This window comes from Arthrobacter sp. Z1-15, from assembly GCF_054792395.1.
Genome location: NZ_CP096454.1, coordinates 1,934,705 through 1,953,181, shown reverse-complemented (window position 1 = coordinate 1,953,181; position 18,477 = coordinate 1,934,705). Strand labels below are relative to the sequence as shown.

The window sequence follows — 18,477 nt, the reverse complement described above, 5'->3', positions numbered from 1 at the left end:
TGGATCAGAACGGATCTTCGACGGGCCCCGGAACCGGCACTAGTCCCGGCACTAATAACGGACAGGCAGCAGCGTGCAGCCTGTCGGTCTTTGTTGCCGGGCCCGGTCCGGAGGCTTCTGAGCCGGCCGGTGAAACTGATCCGGCTGTTGCCGCAGTAGCCCATTCCCCCAGTGGTTTTGTTGCTCCCGGTGGCGCTTTTGAACCGTCGGGGTCCGCTTACCGGGACGGGTTTACCGGAGCTTTGGCCCTCCGGAACGTGGAGTGCCTGAACGAGGAAGAAACCGGTGCCGTGTTGTCGCGGTTGAATGTGCTGGGCCGGTGGGTTCAGGCGCAGCAGGCGAAGGTTTTGTCCCGGATGCAGAACATTTACGAGTCCGAGAGCATGTTCGTTTCGGGCCGGCCGGATTCCGAGATGGCCTTCAGTCTGGCAGCCGAGGAAGCGGCTACGATTCTGGGGGTTCCCACCGGTACCGGAACGGCGTTGATGAGCCGGGCCGGTGATTTGTGCAGCGCCAACACTGCCACGTTGGGGAGTCTGGAGGCCGGGGATATCAGTTACGGGCATGCCGAGACGGTTCTGGAGCAGTGTGTGGGGATTGCTCCGGCGGATGTGCCCGTGTTTGAGGCGAAGCTGCTGGGTTTGGCTGCGGGACAGACGAAGGCGCAGTTCCGGGTGAAGGCTCGGCGGTTGAGGGAGAGTCAGTATCCGCAGACGATTGTTGAGCGGCAGCGGACGGCTTTTGATCGGCGGTCGGTATGGGTGCGTCATGAGCCTGACGGTATGTCGTGGTTTTCGGCGATGCTGCCGGCGGAGACTGCGCAGGGGATTTATCACCGGCTCAGTGTTGCGGCCCGGGGTGAGCAGGCGGCCGGAGATACGCGGAGCGTGGATCAGTTGCGGGCGGATATCGTGGCGGACCTTTTGGGCGGTCATGAGCATGAGCATGAGCATGAGTGCAGTTGCGGTGGCCGCGACGGCAGCAAGGGCGGCAGGAATGGCGCCGCCGAAGACGGCAGGCGGGATGAGGTGGCCAACTCCGGCAGGACCATCGGTGGAAAGCCCGGCTCCGGAACCGGAACCGGCGAAAAGGATGGTGCCGGTTCCGGGTCGTGCCGTATAGGTCATGGTTCTAGTGCCCGGACTGAGATTCTGGTGGTGATCACTGCTGAAACTCTCTTGGGAGCCGATGACCAGCCCGCGGAACTGGTCGGGTATGGGCCGATCAGCCCCGAAAGAGCCCGGCGGATGGCCCGCGAAGCAGCGAAGTGGACGCCGGCGGAGCGGGACCCGGAGACTGAGGAGATCCTGCGGGTGGGTAAGCGGCGGAAAGTACCGGACGGGTTGAAGCAGTTGCTGCGGGTCCGGGACGGGACGTGCCGGTTCCCGGGCTGCCGGACCAATGCGGTGATCTCCGAGATCGACCACACCAAACCCTGGGCGCAGGGCGGTCCCACCGATCACGACAATCTGGAGCATTTATGCCGGCGGCACCACATGTTCAAAACCAAAGGATTCTGGAAAGCCTGCCAGCCCAGTCCCGGAATTATTGAGTGGACCTCACCTGGAGGACGAAAGTACCGCACCAAACCAGACCTCGCCCTGGATACATCTGCGACCACAGCCACGTCGGACAGCACAGCCACGTCTGCGACTTCGGCCGTATCTGCGACTACGGCCTTGTCTACGGCCAGAGACACGGCCACGACTGCTGCGGAGGGCAGTGAGGTTGGAAGAGTTGAACTAGACCCAGATGATTATGGGGATGACCCGCCGCCCTTCTAGCGGGGCTGCCGGACGGGCGGCGCTTTGAGACTGGCATGCGTGCTGGCTGGCTGCGACACGAGCAGAGCGGCGGAACTGCGTGCGGCAGAACTGAGAGCTGTGGAATGAGTTCTCAGTTCAACAGCCAGCCCTTCTGATCAGTGGTGGGAACAGCCAGCCCTTCTGATCAGTGGTGGGAACAGCCAGCCCTTTTGAACAGTGGTGGGAACAGCCAGCCCTTCTGATCAGCGTAGGAACGGCTTCAGCCTCTCAGCCGCAGGACCCTCCGCCATCAGCGGTAAGCTCAGGGCATGGCACGATACTTTGACATCCACCCGGAGAACCCCCAGCAGCGCAGCATAGGTCAGATTGTTGCAATCCTGCGGTCAGGCGGATTGATCGCCTACCCGACGGACTCCTGTTACGCCCTCGGAGCGCAGCTCAGCAACAAGGATGCTTTGGACCGGATCCGCTCGATCCGCCAGCTGGACGACAAACACCACTTCACGCTTATGTGCAGGGACTTCGCGCAGCTCGGTCAATTCGTAAAGATGGACAACGACACCTTCCGCAGCATCAAGGCCGTTACCCCGGGCAGCTACACCTTCATCCTGCCCGCAGTGAAGGAGGTGCCGCGCTGGTTGTCTCAGCCCAAAAAGAAGACCGTAGGCGTCCGTATCCCGGATAACAAAGTTGTGCAGGCACTGCTGGAAGAACTGGGAGAGCCGATGATATCCAGCACCCTGCTGCTGCCCGGCGAAGAGGATCCCCTGACCGAAGGCTGGGAGATCAAGGAACGCCTGGACCACCAGGTAGACGCCGTTCTGGATGCCGGGTTCTGCCCGCCGGACCTCACCACCGTCGTCGACTTCTCCAGCGGAGAGCCGGAAGTGGTCCGGCATGGCACTGGAGATCCCTCCCGTTTCGAGTAAGGCACGCCGCCACTTCCGTTACACCGGCACCTCGAATAGGCACGCCGCCACTTCCTTTGCACCGGCACTTCGAATAAGCGCACAGCCATCCTTCCGTGGCAGGCTGGGGACATGGCACTGCACATCGGCACCTCCGGCTGGAGCTACAACCATTGGCGGAACGTGCTGTACCCGCCCGGTCTCCCGAACCGCCGCTGGCTCGAAACCTACGCAGCCGAATTCGACACCGTCGAGTACAACGGAAGCTTCTACAGGTGGCCGCGCGAACCCGCGTTTGCTGCTTACCGGGAGCGGCTGCCGGAGGGCTACCGGTTTTCCGTCAAAGCACCGCGCGGGCTGACGCATGCGCGCAAGCTGCGGGAGCCTGAAGAGTGGATCGGGCGCATTAGCCGCTGCTGGAAGGAACTCGGAGATAAAGCCGGTGTCCTCATCGTGCAGCTGCCGCCCAACTTGGAGCGCGACGACGCCCGGCTGGACTACTTCCTGTCCGCACTTCCCGGGGACATCAAAACTGCTGTCGAGTTCCGTCATCCCAGCTGGGAAACCGAAGACGTGTACAGCCTGCTTTCACGGCACGACGCCGCATACACCGTCATGAGCGGAGCCCGCCTGCCCTGTAACCTGCGTGCAACGGCGTCGTTTGTGTACGTACGCATGCACGGACCCGACCATGAACACCTCTACGCCGGCTCCTACAGCGATGCTGATTTGCGCTGGTGGGCGGAGCGGATAAGGGAATGGGAACGGTCGGGCAGGGATGTCTACGTGTACTTCAACAACGACGGCGAGGGGCACGCCGTCCGCAACGCCCGCACCCTGCACGCGCTGCTGGCTGGGGACAACTAGTTTCTGGCTGCTGGCTGCCCGGGCTGCACGGTGGCGCACCATTTCTGGCCCTCCTCCCGCGCCTCCCGTACCCGGGGTGTCTCGCGTACCCGCGGCGCCTCCCGTACCTCCCACGCCTTCCGTACCCGCGGCGCCTCGCAGCGCCAGGGAAACGCCTTGCAATGTTTATCGAATACCGTTATGTTAACGGTATTCGATATAACGACAGTCGTTAACCAGCGACGCATCTCCGTGGAGGAATCATGACAGCAGCACTATCAGATGTATCAACAGCGGTAGCCCGCCGGGGCGCCGCAACTGCCCGGAAAGCAGGACTGATCACGAGCATGGTTCTTTCCGGACTGATCATCCTGCTGTGCATTGGGGTGGGAATTGCTCACACCGTGTTTACCCTGCAGGGGGAAGTGGAGCTGTTGCTGCCGGCAGCCCCGGTCTCGGACGGCACTTGGTCCGAACTCAGCCCGAAGATTACGTCGGGAACTCCGGAGAGTTTCATTCTCACTCTGGAAGGGGTGGAGTCCGAAGGACTGGCGCAGTATGCAGCACTAATGGGTGTCGGCTTTGCCGCCATTGCCCTTTTCTTTGCCTTTGTGTATTACCTCTGCCACCGCCTCTACCGGGGAAAGCCGTTCGGCCGCCTGATGACGGTCGGATTCGCGGTTTCATCTGCTGTGATGATCATCGGAACAGTGGCTCTGCCTTCGGCCTGGACGAACATCAACGAACGCATCTTGGTTGACGCAGGCATTTCGCTCGCGGACGCACCGTTCACGGCAGGCTACGTCCTCGGTGCAGGTGATGCTCTCACCTTGGCGCTGGGAATCTTCCTTGCGCTTTTGGCCGCAGCCTTCCACATCGGCAGCAGGCTCCAGCGCGACGGCGAAGGGCTTGTGTAGTGCCTCCGGTTGATCTTGATTCTTCGGTGCACTGCAGGCTGGACGAACTGCTCGCTGCACGAAACCTGACACTGACTGAACTCAGCAAGCGGGTAGACGTCAGCATCGTAAATCTCTCCGTCCTCAAAAATGACCGGGCCAAGGCCATTCGGTTTTCCACCCTGACGGCAATCTGCCGGGCACTGGATTGTTCCATCGGAGAACTGCTGGTCCTCAAGGACCTGCCCCAGGGGCGGTAAGGCCTAGAGGCTCTTCACCACGCGTGCCGGATTGCCGACAACAACCACATTCGGCGGCACATCGCGCGTGACTACGGCACCGGCACCGATGACGGAGTTCTCCCCTACGGTAACTCCGGGAAGAACAATCGCTCCGCCTCCAATCCACACATTGTCACCGATGGTGATGGGCTGGGCTGCCTCCAGCTTGTCCCTCCGGGGCGCCGGCTCCACCGGATGCGTGGGCGTCAGCAGCTGCACATTGGGACCGATCTGGACGTCGTCGCCGATCGTTATCGCAGCAACGTCCAGGGCGGTGAAATTGTAATTGATGAAGGTGCGGGACCCTATTGTCAGGTACCTGCCGTAGTCCACATGGATCGGCGGCCGGATTTCCGACCCCTCACCCAAACCGCCCAGCAGCTCGGGAAGGATCTCCGCCGCTCCGCCCCGGTCCTGCGCCCAGGTTCGGTTATAGCGGTCGGCCAGCTCGATGGCACTGATGCTGAGCTGCGCCAGTTCCGGATCGTCAGCGATATAGAGGTCACCGGCCTCCATCCGCTCCCGCATCGAGCGGGGATCTCCGGCAAAGTAGTCTGTCATCGCAAGGCAGCCTTTCGGTCGGCAGCTTCCACCGTATCGGACGCCCCCGGATCAGCTTGGGCGGCGATGTCCCGGAGCGCGGCAAGATGGCCCCGGACGGCTTCGCGGCCCTCCGGGGTCAGGGCTACCCAGGCACGCGGGCGCGGCACACCCTTCTCGCGGGCGACGACGGCGATTCCGGCGTCCGCCAGAACCTTGAGTTGGCGGCTTAGGGCGGATTCGCTCAGACCGAGAGCATCACGCAGGACGGTGAAGGCGACCTCATCATTGGGCAGAAGAAAAGCACAAATCCGCATGCGCTGCTCCGGATGAATCAGGGAGCTGAACTGCGGCGCGGTCACCGCGCGGCACCGGCGTCGTATCCGGTACGGCGGCGGCGGCTGACGCTCCAGGTGCAGCCGGCGGTCACGATCCCCAGCAGAACAGCAGCAACGAGAACGAAAACCACATTGCCTGAAGTCTTGAGCAGGATAAGAGCCGACGCACACAGGCCGGCTCCGAGAACCACAAAGACCGCCGACGGAACCCGGAATCCGGGTGCGCAGTAGGTTTTTACGGGAGAGGCACCGGAACGGCGGCGCGCCATCGCCTCCAGAGCCAGGGGAAAGAGGATACCGCCCAGCACCACACCGGTAGTGGTCAGCCACGGAACTGCGAATGAGCCCAGGGCAAACGCGGCAGACAATCCGAGCCCAACCGGATACCACCAGGGGCGTGCACCGGCGCGTGCCCCCTGCTCGACAGCCTCGTTTGCCCTCCGAAGGGCGTCCCGGGCCTCCTGTGGTCCATGGATATTCATGGCATCTCCCCCGCCGGTGGTTTTCCGAAACAGCTGACGTTTTCAAAGCAGCTGACAGAGTTCGAAAACCGGTTCCCGAAGCCTATTTCAGAGTTTCCAACTCCGCAAGAGTGAAATTCAAGGCGGTCCCGGTACGTCAGCCGTGCACATCAGGGGTGGTTCCAGTGCCCGCCGCACTGGTTAGGATATCTGGGCGTGCCGCCTCCTCTCCGGCTCGAAAAGCAAGAGTCGAGAGGAAAACCGCTGCACAATTTCTGCAATCAGCTCTGTTGAACCCGTTTCCCTTGACTGCCGGCCCGTGGGTGAGAACTGTGGACGCCACGGGGGAAACACACGCCTCGCGAGGCTACTCACGTCACGGGGCATACCAGAAGGGCCGGGACACTGCCGGCCCCTCCACCGCACTCTGGGAGGAATGCCGCTGTGAAGTATCCACATGCAGGAAAAAACGCAAAACGGATGATAACGACGGCGGCTGTTGCCGCCGTCGTTATGTCAGGAACCGTCCCCGCTCCGGGGATGCAGGGAAACGGCCGCGGCGGAGGCAACGGCGACGAGGGCTCCCCCGCAGCGGAGAACGTGATCCTCATGGTGGGGGACGGCATGGGTCCGGGGCAGCGCGAGGCGATCCGTCTGGCGCTGGTGGGGCTGACGGGTGAACTGGAGATGGACTCGATGCCCGCCGTCGGACGGGTGCATACCAACTCCGCAGACCCGGAGACTTTTGTGACCGACTCAGCTGCGGCAGCCACATCGATGGCCACCGGGGTGAAAACCTACAACGGAGCCATCGGGGTGGACCTGAACCAGCAGCCGGTCACCACGGCACTGGAAGTGGCCGAGGAACTGGGAAAGTCCACCGGACTGGTCACCACGAGCAACGTCACTGACGCCACACCGGCAGCATTCGGCTCCCATGTGCTGGACCGGGACGAGCAAAGTGCCATTGCCCGGCAGTTCCTGGAGAGCAGCCGCCCTGAAGTCATCCTCGGCGGCGGAGAAGACCACTGGTATCCGGCCGGCGATCCGGGACGGTTCCCGGACAACCCGCCCGAGGATCCATCAGAGGAGAGCGCCGGAACCGAAGGGAACCTGGTGGAAGAGGCCCAGTCCCTCGGTTACGAATATGTCTGGGATCTGGAGGGCCTGCAGGAAGCGGATTCCTCCATGCTGCTGGGTCTGTTCGCAAATGAGGAAATGTTCCAGTACGGCGAAGACGTCGAGGAACTGTATGAGCCGACGGTGCCGCTGACGGAGATGACAGCGAAGGCGCTCGAGGTGCTCACCTCCGGCGGGACCGGCGACGGCTACGGCAACGGCGGCGCCGGTAAAGCCCAAGCCGGCGGCAGCGAAGCCCAAGGGGGCAAAGGGGGCGGCGGCAAGGGCGGTGGAGGTAAACGCGGCGGAGGCGGCGGCAGCAACGAAGACGCCGGCTTCTTCCTCATGGTGGAGGAAGAAGGCATCGATTCCTTCAGCCATGTCAATGACGCCGAACTTACCATCGACTCTGGAATTGAGTTTGACCGCTCCGTCGCCCTGGCGAAGGACTTCGCGGAGCAGGACGGAGACACCCTGCTGATTGTGGTGGGTGACCACCAGACCGGCGGCATGACCATTGAAGCCGTCGATGTGCCCGAGCCCGGAGAGGAACCGGACGAGTCCGGAGACGGCCTTTCAGCAGAAGACGGTCCGCTGCAGGTGGCCAACTCCGAACAGCAGTTCATGGTGGACTGGACCACGGACGGCCACACCGCCCTGGACGTTCCGCTGACCGCAATGGGACCGGGATCGGAGCTTCTGACCGGAGTCTATGAAAACACACGCATCTTTGACGTCATGGTCGAGGTGATGCGTGCCGGGGCGGGCGACGGCGACAACGGCGGCGGCACCCCTCCCCCGGGCTGGCACCATCCCAAAGGCCGCTTCGACCTGCAGTCCCACCGCGGCGGGCGGGGCGAATACACGGAGGAATCCCTCACTGCCTTTGCGCACTCGCTGGAACTGGGAGTCAGCACCCTGGAACTGGATACCCACCTGACCGAAGACGGCAAGGTGATTGTCTGGCATGACGACGTCATCATGCCGGAGAAGTGCCGCGACACCGCACCGGCCCGGCCCGCGGATCCCGAATTCCCGTATGTGGGTGACCGCGTCGCGCTCCTGGATCTGGCACAGATCAAAACCCTTGACTGCGGCTTCCAGCAGCTGCCGGGTTACCCGGAGCAGGAGGTGGTGCAGGGCAACCGCATTGCGGAACTGCGCGACGTCTACGCCCTGGCCGACGCTTACGATGCCCGGAAAATCCGCTTCAATGTTGAGACCAAGGTTGAAGAGGGACTGGAAGGCGGTCCGGGAATGGAAGCCCTGGCACGTGCCGTCGTCGCGGAGGTTGAAGCCTCGGGCCGGGAACGCCGCACCACCATCCAGTCCTTTGACTGGTCTGCCCTGAACCTGGTGGCCGCAATCGCTCCGGACCTAAAGCTTGTGGCCCTGGTCGAAGACGCCGTTGCCCTGCAGGTGGGCCAGCCCGGCGCAGCACCGCAGCTGGGCGGGCTAGATATCGACGACTACAACGGATCGCCGGCGCTGGCTGCGGCTGCGGCGGGATACGACGTCCTCTCCCCTCTCGCCACCACAGTCACAGCGCAGATGATCCGGGAGGCACATGACGCCGGCCTTCCGGTCATCCCGTGGACGGTCAACACCGCGGAGGCCATGAACGCCCTGATGGACCTGGGGGTGGACGGACTCATCACCGATTATCCAACTCTGCTGCGTTCAGTCATGGAGGAGCGCGGTTTGAAGCTGCCGAGGGCCTACAGCCGTTCTTAGACTGAGCCCACATCTCCGGAGCCGGATAGGAGCCCCGTGGAAGGGAACGCGAACACCCCGGATCCGGCTGCCCTGGCCGGACTGAGCCCGTTCGAGCTGAAGGACCGGCTGATCAGTCTTGCCTCCTCTGAGCGGGACCGGTTGATGCTGAATGCCGGCAGGGGAAACCCGAACTTTCTGGCAACCCTTCCACGGCGGGCGTTCCTGGCCCTTGGAGACTTTGCCGTCTCCGAGTCGGAGCGCTCGTACTCCTATCTGGACAGCGGCTTCGGCGGCCTGCCGGAGCGGGACGGAATGCTTGGACGGTTTAATGCCTTTGTCGTTCAGGATCCGCAGCGTGGTGGCCTCTCCTTCCTCCGGTCGGCACTCAGCTATGTCCATGACCAGCTCGGACTGGACCGGGAGGAGTTCCTGGCGGAAATGATCACCGCCTTCCTGGGCTGCTTCTATCCCACACCCCCTCGGGTGCTTCCCCGCACAGAGGAGGTACTGCGGGCCTATCTGACCCAGGAGCTGTTCGGACCCCGGACCTCTGCCGGAACCTTTGACGTGTTTCCCACCGAGGGCGGCACAGCCGCCATGACCTACCTCTTCTCCAGTCTGGCCGCGAACGGACTCATAGCTCCGGGTGACCGAATCGCGCTCGCGGCACCGATCTTCTCTCCGTACCTGGAGATCCCGGTGCTGCCGGAGTACGGGCTGGAAACAGTGCTGCTGCGGATGGACGAGGCGGAGGACTGGCGGCTTCCGGACTCCGAACTGGACAAGCTCCTCGATCCGGCAATTAAGGTGTTCTGCCTCGTCAATCCCAGCAATCCGCCGTCGTCCCGGCAGCCCGGGGAGGTGCTGGACCGGCTCGCCCGCCTGGTAGCGGAGGAACGCCGGGATCTGATCATCATCACCGACGACGTCTACGGCACGTTCGCGGACAACTATGTCTCGGTCTTTGCCTCCTGCCCCCGCAACACCGTGTGCGTGTATTCCTTTTCGAAGTACTTCGGAGCCACCGGGTGGCGGCTTGGAACCGTCGCCCTGCACCGGGAGAACGTGATTGATGCCCTGCTTCAGGACCTGCCCCCGGATGAGAAGCAGCGTCTGGACACGCGGTACGCCTCCCTGACGACCGACGCCGGGGATCTGGCGTTCATGGACCGGCTGGTGGCTGACAGCAGGACGGTGGCTTTGAACCACACGGCGGGTCTCTCGGGTCCGCAGCAGCTGCAAATGGTGCTCTTTGCCCTGCACGGACTCATGGACCGTCTGCACCGGTACCAGGATGCGGCAAAAGACCTGATCCGCGGCAGATACGACACCCTGTACCGGAGCATGGGGGTTCCATCGGTCCGCGGGCCCGACGACGTCGGGTACTACAGCGTGATTGACCTGGAAGAACTGGGCGGAAGGCTGTACGGCCCGCAGTTCCGGAACTGGCTTGCTTCCCGGACGGATCTGGGCCTGCACTTCCTGCTGCGGCTGGCTGCAGAAACGGGCGTGGTTTTGTTGCCGGGCAGCGGGTTCGATGTCAGTGTCCCCTCCGCACGGGTGTCGCTGGCCAACCTCACGGATCATGAGTACCGCGCCATTGGTACCGCCACCCGGCGGGTTGTGGAGGAGTACTACGGAATGTTCAGCCGCGGCGAACCGGCCGGTGCGGGACCTGCGGAAGGCAGCAACCCCTAGCTCCCGGGCAGGGGCGTAGAACCGGCAGGAACAAAGCGGTATCCCATGCCGTGTTCGGTCACGAAGTGCACCGGCACCGCCGGATCGGCTTCGAGCTTGCGGCGCAGCTGTCCCATGTAGAGGCGGAGATAGCCCGTATCGGTGGTTCCTGGACCCCAGACGTCGTTGAGCAGGGTGGGCTGGCTGATCAGCCTGCCCGGATGCTGGACCAGAGCCTCCAGCAGCCGCCACTCAGTGGGGGTCAGGTGGATGGAGGAACCGTCCGGGATGCGGACCACAGCCTTCGCCGCCAAATCCACCCGGACGTCCCCGAACACCACTTCGGACTGTTCCGGAGCTGCCGGCGTGCGGCGGGTCAGGGCACGGATCCGGGCCATTAGTTCTTCCGTGGAAAAGGGCTTGGTGACGTAGTCGTCGGCCCCGAGGTCGAGGGCGCGGACCTTGTCGGCCGAGTCCGTTCGGCCGGAGATGACCAGGATTGGAGCACGGCTCCAGCCCCGCACCGCCTCGATGACCTCCATGCCGCTGAGCCGGGGCATACCCAAATCCAGGACAATGAGGTCGGGGTGTTCCTCCACGGCCTTGCGGACCGCGGCAGCGCCGTCGGCGGCCGTGGCCACCTCGTAGCCGTAGGCAGACAGGGTGATCCGGAGGGCACGGAGAATCTGGACGTCATCGTCGGCAATGAGGACCTTCACCGGACACCCGGTGCTTCAGCCGGCACGGGTGCTTCTGCGGCAGGCAGGGACAACACCATGGTCAGCCCGCCTCCGGGTGTGTCCTCGGTTTCCAGCGTTCCCATCATGCCCTCCATGAAACCCTTGGCCAGGGCAAGTCCCAGACCAAGACCGGTCAGATTATCGGTATCCCCGAGCCGCTGGAACGGCACAAACACATCTTCGAGGCGTTCCGCCGGGATTCCCGGCCCACAGTCTATGACCCGCACTTCCACACGTCCGGCAAATGCGCTCCCCGCCAGCACCACTTTGCTGCCGGCCGGAGCAAACCGCACGGCGTTGGCCAGCAGGTTTACCAGGACGCGCTGGAGCAGCACCGAATCGGCGAGCACCGGCGGCAGGTCCGCGGGAAGCTCCAGCTCGACTTCAGCCGGACCAAGAGCCAGCTCCTCCAGCGCCGGCAGCACAGCTTCGGCAATCTCCAGAGGTGCCAGGCTCACACCGAGGACGCCGGCCTGCAGCCTGCTGACATCCAGCAGGCTCGTGACCAGGTCGGAGAGCGTGGCCAGGGATTCCTCCGCCGTGGCGAGCAGCTCCGCGCGGTCCGACTCGCTCCACTGCACATCCGGTGCCCGCAGGCCGGTGACAGCGGCGGTGGCTGCGGTCAGCGGGCGCCGGAGATCGTGCCCGACGGCGGCGAGCAGCGCAGTGCGGACCTTGTCCGCCGCTGCCAGTGAACCCAGTCCCTCAGCGGTCTGGGCCAGGTCGCCAAAGTCCAGGGCGGCCTCCAGCTGGGCAGTGATAACGGCCAGCAGCCTGCGGTCCGACGCCTCCAGATCCCGCCCGTACAGTTCCAGCACCGCCCGCTCCCCCACCGGGAGCTGCGTGGCAGCCGTACTTCCGGACGCCAGCCCGGCGGCGGCCAGCTCGGCGCCGTCGGCCAGCAACCGGACGCACCGGAGGTTGAAGGCCTCCCGGGTGCGGTTGACCAGTGCACCCAGGGCGTCCTCACCGCGCAGGACGCTTCCGGCCACTGAGGCCAGCAGCTCCGATTCGGCTGCGGCGCGGCGTGCCGTGCGCGAACGCCGGGCGGCACGGTCTACGACATAGCTGACCAAAACGGCGTTGACGACGTACAGGACCAGGGCGAGGACATGTTCCGGGGTGGCAACGGTGACTGTGTAGAGGGGCTGGATAAAGAAATAGTCCAGGGTGATGCCGGAGAGCAGTGCAGCAAACATCGCCGGCCAGATGCCGCCGGTCAGCGCCACCAGGATGACCAGCAGCTGGTAGCTGAGGACATCGCCGGTGATCGAGGCGGGAGTGCTCATGGCCACCAGCAGCCAGGTCAGCAGGGGCCCGCCGGCCAGCGCCAGGGCCAGGCCGGACAACCGCCGTCGAACCGTCAGTGCTCCGCCGAGCCGCGGCAGGACCGGCCGCCCGCCAGCTGCCGGGTGGTTCACGATGTGCACGTCGATGTCCCCCGACTCGCGCACCACGGTCGCACCGATGCCGGGGCCGGTGAGCAGCGCCCAGATGCGCGGGCGGCGGCTCACTCCGATCACCAGCTGGGTGGCGTTCACGCCGCGGGCAAATTCCACCAGGGCCTGCGGAACCTCGGTGCCGATCACCTGGTGGAAGGTGCCGCCCAGTTTTTCCACGAGTCCCCGCTGGGCTGCGAGTTCACCCGGGTGGGCTTCCCGCAGCCCGTCGGGACTGGTGATGTGCACGGCCAGCAGCTCACCGCCGGCGGAACGGGCGGCAATCCGGGCTCCGCGGCGCAGCAGTGTCTGCCCCTCGGGGCCGCCGGTCAGGGCCACCACCACTCGTTCCCGTGCCTCCCATTTGTTGCGGATGCCGTTCTCCGCCCGGTAGCGCTTCAGGGCGCTGTCCACTTCGTCCGCCAGCCACAGCAGCGCCAGCTCGCGAAGCGCGGTGAGGTTGCCGAGCCGGAAGTAGTTGGACAGCGCCGCATCCACCCGGCCGGAGGGGTAAATGATGCCGGAGGAGAGCCGGCCGCGCAGCAGTTGCGGAGCGATGTCCACCAGCTCCACCTGGTCCGCCGCCCGCAGCACCGAATCCGGCACTGTCTCGCGCTGCACGGTACCGGTGATCTGCTCAATGACGTCGTTCAGGGACTCGATGTGCTGGATGTTCACAGTGGACAGGACGTTGATCCCGGCGTCGAGCAGGGCCTGGACGTCCTGCCAGCGCTTGGCGTGCTCCAGGCCGGGGGCGTTCGTGTGGGCGAGCTCGTCCACCAGCGCATAGTCCGGCCGGCGGGCCAGGACCCCGCCCAGGTCCAGCTCGGAGAGCACCAGTCCCCGGTGGTTAACCATGACGGGCGGGACCGTTTCGAGGCCTTCGGCCATGGCGGCCGTGGCGGCACGGCCGTGGGTTTCCACCACCGCCACCGCCACGTCCCTGCCCTCGCCGGACAGCCGCCGGCCCTCTTCAAGCATGGTGTAGGTCTTGCCCACTCCGGGCGCAGCGCCCAGGAATACCCGGAGTTGTCCTCGTGTCATGTTCTAAGTGTCCAGCTCCGAGAGCGCGATGTTCAGCTTCAACACGTTGACCCGGCCCTGCCCCAGCACTCCTGCCTGCCTGCCCTCCACCGCAGCCTCGGCCAGCGCCCGCACTTCGCCGGTATCCAGGCCGCGTTCTGCAGCGACCCTATCCGCCTGCAGCAGCGCGTATTCGGGGCTGATGTGGGGATCCAGGCCCGACGACGACGCCGTCAGGGCGTCCGCCGGCACGTCATCCGGGTCCACTCCCTCCAGCTCGGCGACGGCGGTGCGCCGTTCCCGGATTGCTGCTGCCAGATCCGGGTTGGTGGGGCCCAGGTTCGAGCCGCCGGAGGCCCCGCCGTCGTACCCGTCTCCGGCAGCCGACGGCCGGGACTGGAACCACTGCGGCAGGGCTGCACCGTTTTCGTCCGTAAAGGACTGGCCGATCAGCTCGGAACCCACTGTTGTGCCGTCCACGGTAACCGGGGAACCGTTGGCCCGGTTGCCGGCCACCGCCTGGCCTAGGCCGGTGACCACCAGCGGATAGACGAGGCCCAGTGCGAGGGTTAGGACAGCGACGGCCCGAAGGGCCACTCCCAGCTGCCGGGCGGACGTGCGTGCGGTACTCATGATGCTCCCTGGGGATAAGTTGTGGTGTTTTGTCTGTCCGGGTGTGCTGCCCGCACCTGCCGCATCAGAACCCCGGAATCAGGCTGACGGCCAGGTCGATGAGCTTGATCCCGATGAAGGGTGCCACCACCCCGCCGACGCCGAAGACCAGCAGGTTGCGGGTCAGGATCCCCGAGGCGTTGGCGGCACGGTATTTCACGCCGCGCAGTGCCAGCGGAATCAGGGCGATGATCACCACCGCATTGAAGATGACGGCGGAGAGGATCGCTGAGGAGGGCGAGTGCAGGTTCATGACGTTCAGGACGGCCAGTCCCGGGAACACCCCCATGAACATGGCGGGAATGATCGCAAAGTACTTGGCCACGTCATTGGCGATCGAGAACGTGGTCAGGGCTCCGCGGGTGATCAGCAGCTGCTTGCCGATCCGGACAATATCGATCAGCTTGGTCGGATCCGAGTCCAGGTCCACCATGTTGCCGGCCTCCTTCGCCGCCGACGTTCCGGTATTCATGGCCACGCCGACGTCGGCCTGGGCCAGTGCCGGGGCATCATTGGTGCCGTCCCCGGTCATGGCCACCAGCTGGCCTTTGGCCTGCTCCCTGCGGATCAGTGCCATTTTGTCCTCCGGGGTGGCTTCGGCCAGGAAGTCATCCACCCCGGCTTCGGCGGCAATCGCCTTGGCGGTGCGGGGATTGTCGCCCGTGATCATGACCGTGCGGATGCCCATGGTGCGCAGCTGGGCGAAACGTTCCCGCAGGCCGTCCTTGACCACGTCCTTCAGGTGCACGACGCCGAGAATCCTGGCGCTGCTGTCGGCGTCGCGGACCGCCACCACCAGCGGCGTGCCGCCGCCCGAGGAGATCTTGTCCACCTGGTACGTCAGATCCGAGAGCACCTCAACCTCGATGCCGCCGGACTCCGCCGCCCAATCCATGACGGCCGAGCCGGCACCCTTGCGGATCCGGATTCCGTCGGCACTGTCCAGTCCGCTCATCCGGGTCTGGGCGGTGAAGGGAACGCTGACGGCGTCGGCGTCTTTGACATATGTCATGCCCATGCCTGCTGCCAGGTCCACGATCGATTTGCCTTCCGGCGTCGGGTCTTCCGCGGAGGACAGGACGGCGGCACGAATCAGTTCGTCCCGGTCAGCCCCGGCCACCGGGATGAAGCCCGCGGCCTGCCGGTTGCCGTAGGTAATGGTGCCGGTTTTATCCAGCAGCAGCGTGGTGACGTCACCGGCGGCCTCAACGGCCCGCCCGGACATGGCCAGCACATTGTGCTGGACCAGACGGTCCATGCCGGCGATGCCGATGGCCGAGAGCAGCGCACCAATGGTGGTGGGGATCAAACAGACCAGCAGCGCCACCAGCACCGGAATACTCACAGCGGCGCCGGCATACCCGGCCAGCGGGTTCAGTGTCACCACCACCACCAGGAAGATCAGGGACAGGGTGGCCAGCAGGATGTCCAGGGCGATCTCGTTCGGCGTTTTCTGCCGGGCTGCCCCTTCCACCAGGCGGATCATTCGGTCCACAAAGGTCTCCCCCGGCTTGCTGGTAATCCGCACGACGATCCGGTCCGAGAGGACCCGGGTGCCGCCGGTAACCGCTGAACGGTCGCCGCCGGACTCCCGGACCACGGGAGCGGATTCACCCGTAATCGCGGATTCGTCCACCGACGCGATGCCGTCAACAATGTCGCCGTCACCGGGGATGATTCCGCCCGCGGTGACCACCACGACGTCGTCGAGCACCAGATCGGCGGAGGCAACCTCCTCCACCGGGGTGCGGGACGCGGACGGATCACCGGAGGGATCGTAGCCGGAGACCCGCTGTGCAGGAGTGGTGGTGCGGGTGGCGCGCAGCGACGCGGCCTGGGCCTTGCCCCTGCCCTCGGCCACGGATTCGGCGAGGTTGGCGAAGATGACGGTTAGCCAGAGCCAGGCCGCAATCAGCCAGGTGAAGCTGCCCGGAACCGCGCTGCCCCCGGAGGTGCCGGCACTGCCGGTGACGGACTCCGCCACTGCAATGACGGTAATCAGCGCGGCGCCCGCCTCCACGATGAACATGACCGGCGTATGCCACATGATCCGCGGATCCAGCTTGCGCAGGGCCCCCGGAAAGGCAGCGGCAAGCTGGGCTACGGAAAAACCGCTTCCCTGGCCGCTTTTGCTTCCGGAGGCCGCTACCGGGCTGTCCGCAGCGGAGCCGGGATCTGACCCGGGCTGACGGGTACTGGAGTTTTTCGTCAAGGTGGTCATGGTCAGAGCAACCCTTCCGCCAGGGGACCCAGCGCGAGTACGGGAAAGAAGGTCAGTGCGGTCACGATGACGGTGACGCCGCACAGCATCACCACTGCCTGGGGCCGGTGGGTGGGCAGGGTTCCGGCGGATACCGGCACCCGGTCCTGTGCTGCAAGGGAACCGGCCAGTGCCAGGACAAAGAGCATCGGCAGGAACCGGCCCAGCAGCATGGCCAGGCCCAGGGCTGTGTTCAGCCACGGAGTGTTGGCGGTGAGCCCGGCAAATGCGGAACCGTTGTTGTTCGCGGCGGATGTGAAGGCGTAGAGCACTTCGCTGAAGCCGTGCAGTCCGGGGTTGAGGATCGAGGTGTCCTGCACATCCTCGCGGATGCCCGGGACGGCGAAGCTCAGTGCCGTGCCGGCCAGGACGACGGTGGGCATGGTCAGCAGGTAGAGGCTGGCCAGCTTGATTTCGCGCGGGCCGATCTTCTTGCCGAGATATTCAGGGGTGCGGCCCACGAGCAGGCCGGCGATGAAGGAGGTCACCAGGGCCAGGATCAGCATCCCGTACAGGCCCGATCCGACACCGCCCGGTGCCACCTCGCCGAGCATCATGTTCAGCATGGCCATCATGCCGCCCAGCGGGCTGAAGCTGTCATGCATGGAGTTCACCGCGCCGGTGGAAGTGGCCGTGCTGGTGGTGCCGAACAGGGTCGACGCTGCAATGCCGAAGCGCTGTTCCTTCCCTTCCATGGAACCGGCCTCCCCCGAGGCCGCGGAGAACTCGAGTGCCGTCATGGCAGCTGCTGAAACGGTGAAGATTCCCGCCATTGCCGCGAGGATCGCGTAGCCCTGCTTCCGGTCGCCCAGTATGGTGCCGAAAGTGCGGGGAAGGCTGAAGGGAATGGCGAGCATCAGCACAATCTGGACCAGATTGGTCCAGGCCGAGGGATTCTCGAACGGATGGGATGAGTTGGCGTTGAAGAAACCGCCGCCGTTGGTTCCCAGGAGCTTGATGGCCTCCTGCGAGGCCACCGGGCCGCCCGGAATGCTCTGGGTGCCGCCGCTGAGTGTCGCTGCGTCGGTGAAGCCGCTGAAGTTCTGGATCACGCCTCCAGCCAGCAGCACCAGCGCGCCGAGGAAGGCGCCGGGAAGCAGCAGGCGCAGGACGGAGCGGGTCATATCGGTCCAGAAATTGCCGATGGTGTCTTCTTTGCGGGAAGCGAAGGCACGGACCAGGGCCACGGCAACTGCCAGGCCGACGGCGGCGGAGAGGAAGTTCTGCACGGCAAGTCCGGTGAGCTGGACCGCATAGCCCATGGTCACTTCCGGCGAATAGGACTGCCAGTTGGTATTGGCTACAAAGGACGCCGCAGTGTTGAAGGCGAGGCCTTCCGGCACAGGGGGCAGCCCGAGGGATCCCGGCAGCAGATGCTGGGTGCGCTGCAGCACGTAGAGGAACAGCATGCCAATGGCCGAAAACGCCAGGACACTGCGCAGATATGACTGCCAGGATTGCCGGGCAGCGGAGTCGACCCCGATCAGGCGGTAAAAGCCGCGTTCAACCGCAAGATTCTTAGTGGAGGTGTAGAACCGGGCCATGTAGTCGCCCAGTGGACGGTAGAGTGCGGCGAGCAGCAGTGCCACCAGGAGGAACGAGGCGACAGCCGGCCAGACACCCATTAGAACCGCTCCGGCCGGATCAGTGCGGCCAGCAGATAAACCGCTGCGGCAGCAGCCAGGACCAGGGACAGGACGTCAAAGAAGATCACAGCTTCTCCACCGCCCGGATGCTCAGGAACAGGGCGGCAAAAAACGCCGCAATGCCCAGCACAATAACTGCGTCTAGCAAG

At 64.8% G+C, this 18,477-nt stretch carries 16 protein-coding genes; 7 read left to right on the top strand and 9 right to left on the bottom strand.

Annotation, left to right across the window (positions count from 1 at the left end; genetic code table 11):
• The first annotated feature begins 242 nt into the window (after positions 1–242).
• The 5 genes from M1D40_RS08995 (at position 243) to M1D40_RS08975 (ending at position 4,676) form a co-directional block, all read left to right on the top strand.
• Complete coding sequence (locus M1D40_RS08995) at positions 243–1,784, top strand: HNH endonuclease signature motif containing protein (RefSeq protein ID WP_461170975.1); 1,542 nt, start codon at positions 243–245, stop codon at positions 1,782–1,784.
• A 290-nt stretch (positions 1,785–2,074) separates the two neighbouring features.
• Positions 2,075–2,695 (top strand): L-threonylcarbamoyladenylate synthase, encoded by a 621-nt coding sequence (locus M1D40_RS08990; protein WP_341393048.1) that lies wholly within the window; start codon positions 2,075–2,077, stop codon positions 2,693–2,695.
• 111 nt (positions 2,696–2,806) lie between these two features.
• The gene (locus M1D40_RS08985; protein WP_461170974.1) at positions 2,807–3,541 is read left to right on the top strand and encodes a DUF72 domain-containing protein; all 735 of its coding nucleotides are present in this window, start codon (positions 2,807–2,809) and stop codon (positions 3,539–3,541) included.
• Positions 3,542–3,867: 326 nt separating this feature from the next.
• Entirely contained in the window at positions 3,868–4,437 is a 570-nt protein-coding gene (locus M1D40_RS08980) for a hypothetical protein (protein ID WP_461170973.1), read from the top strand.
• On the top strand, positions 4,437–4,676 hold the full coding sequence (locus M1D40_RS08975) for a helix-turn-helix domain-containing protein (protein ID WP_341393045.1): 240 nt from the start codon (positions 4,437–4,439) through the stop codon (positions 4,674–4,676). Before M1D40_RS08980 ends, M1D40_RS08975 begins: the two co-directional genes overlap by 1 nt.
• 3 nt (positions 4,677–4,679) lie before the next feature.
• Here M1D40_RS08975 and M1D40_RS08970 read toward each other — a convergent pair whose 3' ends face one another.
• The 3 genes from M1D40_RS08970 to M1D40_RS08960 are packed head-to-tail and all read right to left on the bottom strand — an operon-like array spanning position 4,680 to position 6,057.
• On the bottom strand, positions 4,680–5,258 hold the full coding sequence (locus M1D40_RS08970; protein WP_341393044.1) for a sugar O-acetyltransferase: 579 nt from the start codon (positions 5,256–5,258) through the stop codon (positions 4,680–4,682).
• Positions 5,255–5,554 carry a transcriptional regulator gene (locus M1D40_RS08965; protein ID WP_461170972.1) on the bottom strand — a complete coding sequence of 100 codons (300 nt, stop codon included), beginning with the start codon at positions 5,552–5,554 and terminating at the stop codon, positions 5,255–5,257. Before M1D40_RS08965 ends, M1D40_RS08970 begins: the two co-directional genes overlap by 4 nt.
• 41 nt (positions 5,555–5,595) lie before the next feature.
• On the bottom strand, positions 5,596–6,057 hold the full coding sequence (locus M1D40_RS08960; protein ID WP_461170971.1) for a hypothetical protein: 462 nt from the start codon (positions 6,055–6,057) through the stop codon (positions 5,596–5,598).
• Positions 6,058–6,516: 459 nt separating this feature from the next.
• Between M1D40_RS08960 and M1D40_RS08955 the strand changes: the two genes are divergently transcribed.
• Both M1D40_RS08955 and M1D40_RS08950 read left to right on the top strand, forming a co-directional pair.
• Entirely contained in the window at positions 6,517–8,889 is a 2,373-nt protein-coding gene (locus tag M1D40_RS08955; RefSeq protein WP_461170970.1) for an alkaline phosphatase, read from the top strand.
• Between the two features lie 36 nt (positions 8,890–8,925).
• The gene (locus M1D40_RS08950; RefSeq protein WP_461170969.1) at positions 8,926–10,569 is read left to right on the top strand and encodes a bifunctional aspartate transaminase/aspartate 4-decarboxylase; all 1,644 of its coding nucleotides are present in this window, start codon (positions 8,926–8,928) and stop codon (positions 10,567–10,569) included.
• On the opposite strand, the gene M1D40_RS08945 is transcribed toward M1D40_RS08950, so the two are convergent.
• The 6 genes from M1D40_RS08945 to kdpF all read right to left on the bottom strand — a co-directional run bounded on the left by M1D40_RS08945 (position 10,566) and on the right by kdpF (position 18,396).
• The gene (locus M1D40_RS08945) at positions 10,566–11,267 is read right to left on the bottom strand and encodes a response regulator (protein WP_461170968.1); all 702 of its coding nucleotides are present in this window, start codon (positions 11,265–11,267) and stop codon (positions 10,566–10,568) included. The genes M1D40_RS08950 and M1D40_RS08945 overlap by 4 nt on opposite strands.
• Complete coding sequence (locus M1D40_RS08940; protein WP_461170967.1) at positions 11,264–13,771, bottom strand: DUF4118 domain-containing protein; 2,508 nt, start codon at positions 13,769–13,771, stop codon at positions 11,264–11,266. The genes M1D40_RS08945 and M1D40_RS08940 overlap by 4 nt, the downstream gene beginning before the upstream one ends.
• A 3-nt stretch (positions 13,772–13,774) precedes the next feature.
• Positions 13,775–14,383, bottom strand: coding sequence for a potassium-transporting ATPase subunit KdpC (kdpC, locus tag M1D40_RS08935; protein WP_461170966.1), 609 nt, complete (start codon positions 14,381–14,383; stop codon positions 13,775–13,777).
• 64 nt (positions 14,384–14,447) lie between these two features.
• On the bottom strand, positions 14,448–16,643 hold the full coding sequence (gene kdpB, locus M1D40_RS08930) for a potassium-transporting ATPase subunit KdpB (protein ID WP_461170965.1): 2,196 nt from the start codon (positions 16,641–16,643) through the stop codon (positions 14,448–14,450).
• Positions 16,644–16,645: 2 nt separating this feature from the next.
• The gene (kdpA, locus tag M1D40_RS08925; protein ID WP_461170964.1) at positions 16,646–18,307 is read right to left on the bottom strand and encodes a potassium-transporting ATPase subunit KdpA; all 1,662 of its coding nucleotides are present in this window, start codon (positions 18,305–18,307) and stop codon (positions 16,646–16,648) included.
• The gene (kdpF, locus tag M1D40_RS08920; RefSeq protein ID WP_341393034.1) at positions 18,307–18,396 is read right to left on the bottom strand and encodes a K(+)-transporting ATPase subunit F; all 90 of its coding nucleotides are present in this window, start codon (positions 18,394–18,396) and stop codon (positions 18,307–18,309) included. Before kdpF ends, kdpA begins: the two co-directional genes overlap by 1 nt.
• Positions 18,397–18,477: the final 81 nt, after the last annotated feature.

What these genes read in the sequence shown, in the direction of transcription:
- M1D40_RS08990 (WP_341393048.1), top strand. Translation starts at nt 2,075, where the DNA reads ATGGCACGATACTTTGACATCCACCCGGAGAACCCCCAGCAGCGCAGC.
- M1D40_RS08985 (WP_461170974.1), top strand. Translation starts at nt 2,807, where the DNA reads ATGGCACTGCACATCGGCACCTCCGGCTGGAGCTACAACCATTGGCGG.
- M1D40_RS08980 (WP_461170973.1), top strand. Translation starts at nt 3,868, where the DNA reads ATGGTTCTTTCCGGACTGATCATCCTGCTGTGCATTGGGGTGGGAATT.
- M1D40_RS08970 (WP_341393044.1), bottom strand. Translation starts at nt 5,258, where the DNA reads ATGACAGACTACTTTGCCGGAGATCCCCGCTCGATGCGGGAGCGGATG.
- M1D40_RS08965 (WP_461170972.1), bottom strand. Translation starts at nt 5,554, where the DNA reads ATGCGGATTTGTGCTTTTCTTCTGCCCAATGATGAGGTCGCCTTCACC.
- M1D40_RS08960 (WP_461170971.1), bottom strand. Translation starts at nt 6,057, where the DNA reads ATGAATATCCATGGACCACAGGAGGCCCGGGACGCCCTTCGGAGGGCA.
- M1D40_RS08955 (WP_461170970.1), top strand. Translation starts at nt 6,517, where the DNA reads ATGATAACGACGGCGGCTGTTGCCGCCGTCGTTATGTCAGGAACCGTC.
- M1D40_RS08940 (WP_461170967.1), bottom strand. Translation starts at nt 13,771, where the DNA reads ATGACACGAGGACAACTCCGGGTATTCCTGGGCGCTGCGCCCGGAGTG.
- kdpC (WP_461170966.1), bottom strand. Translation starts at nt 14,383, where the DNA reads ATGAGTACCGCACGCACGTCCGCCCGGCAGCTGGGAGTGGCCCTTCGG.
- kdpB (WP_461170965.1), bottom strand. Translation starts at nt 16,643, where the DNA reads ATGACCACCTTGACGAAAAACTCCAGTACCCGTCAGCCCGGGTCAGAT.
- kdpA (WP_461170964.1), bottom strand. Translation starts at nt 18,307, where the DNA reads ATGGGTGTCTGGCCGGCTGTCGCCTCGTTCCTCCTGGTGGCACTGCTG.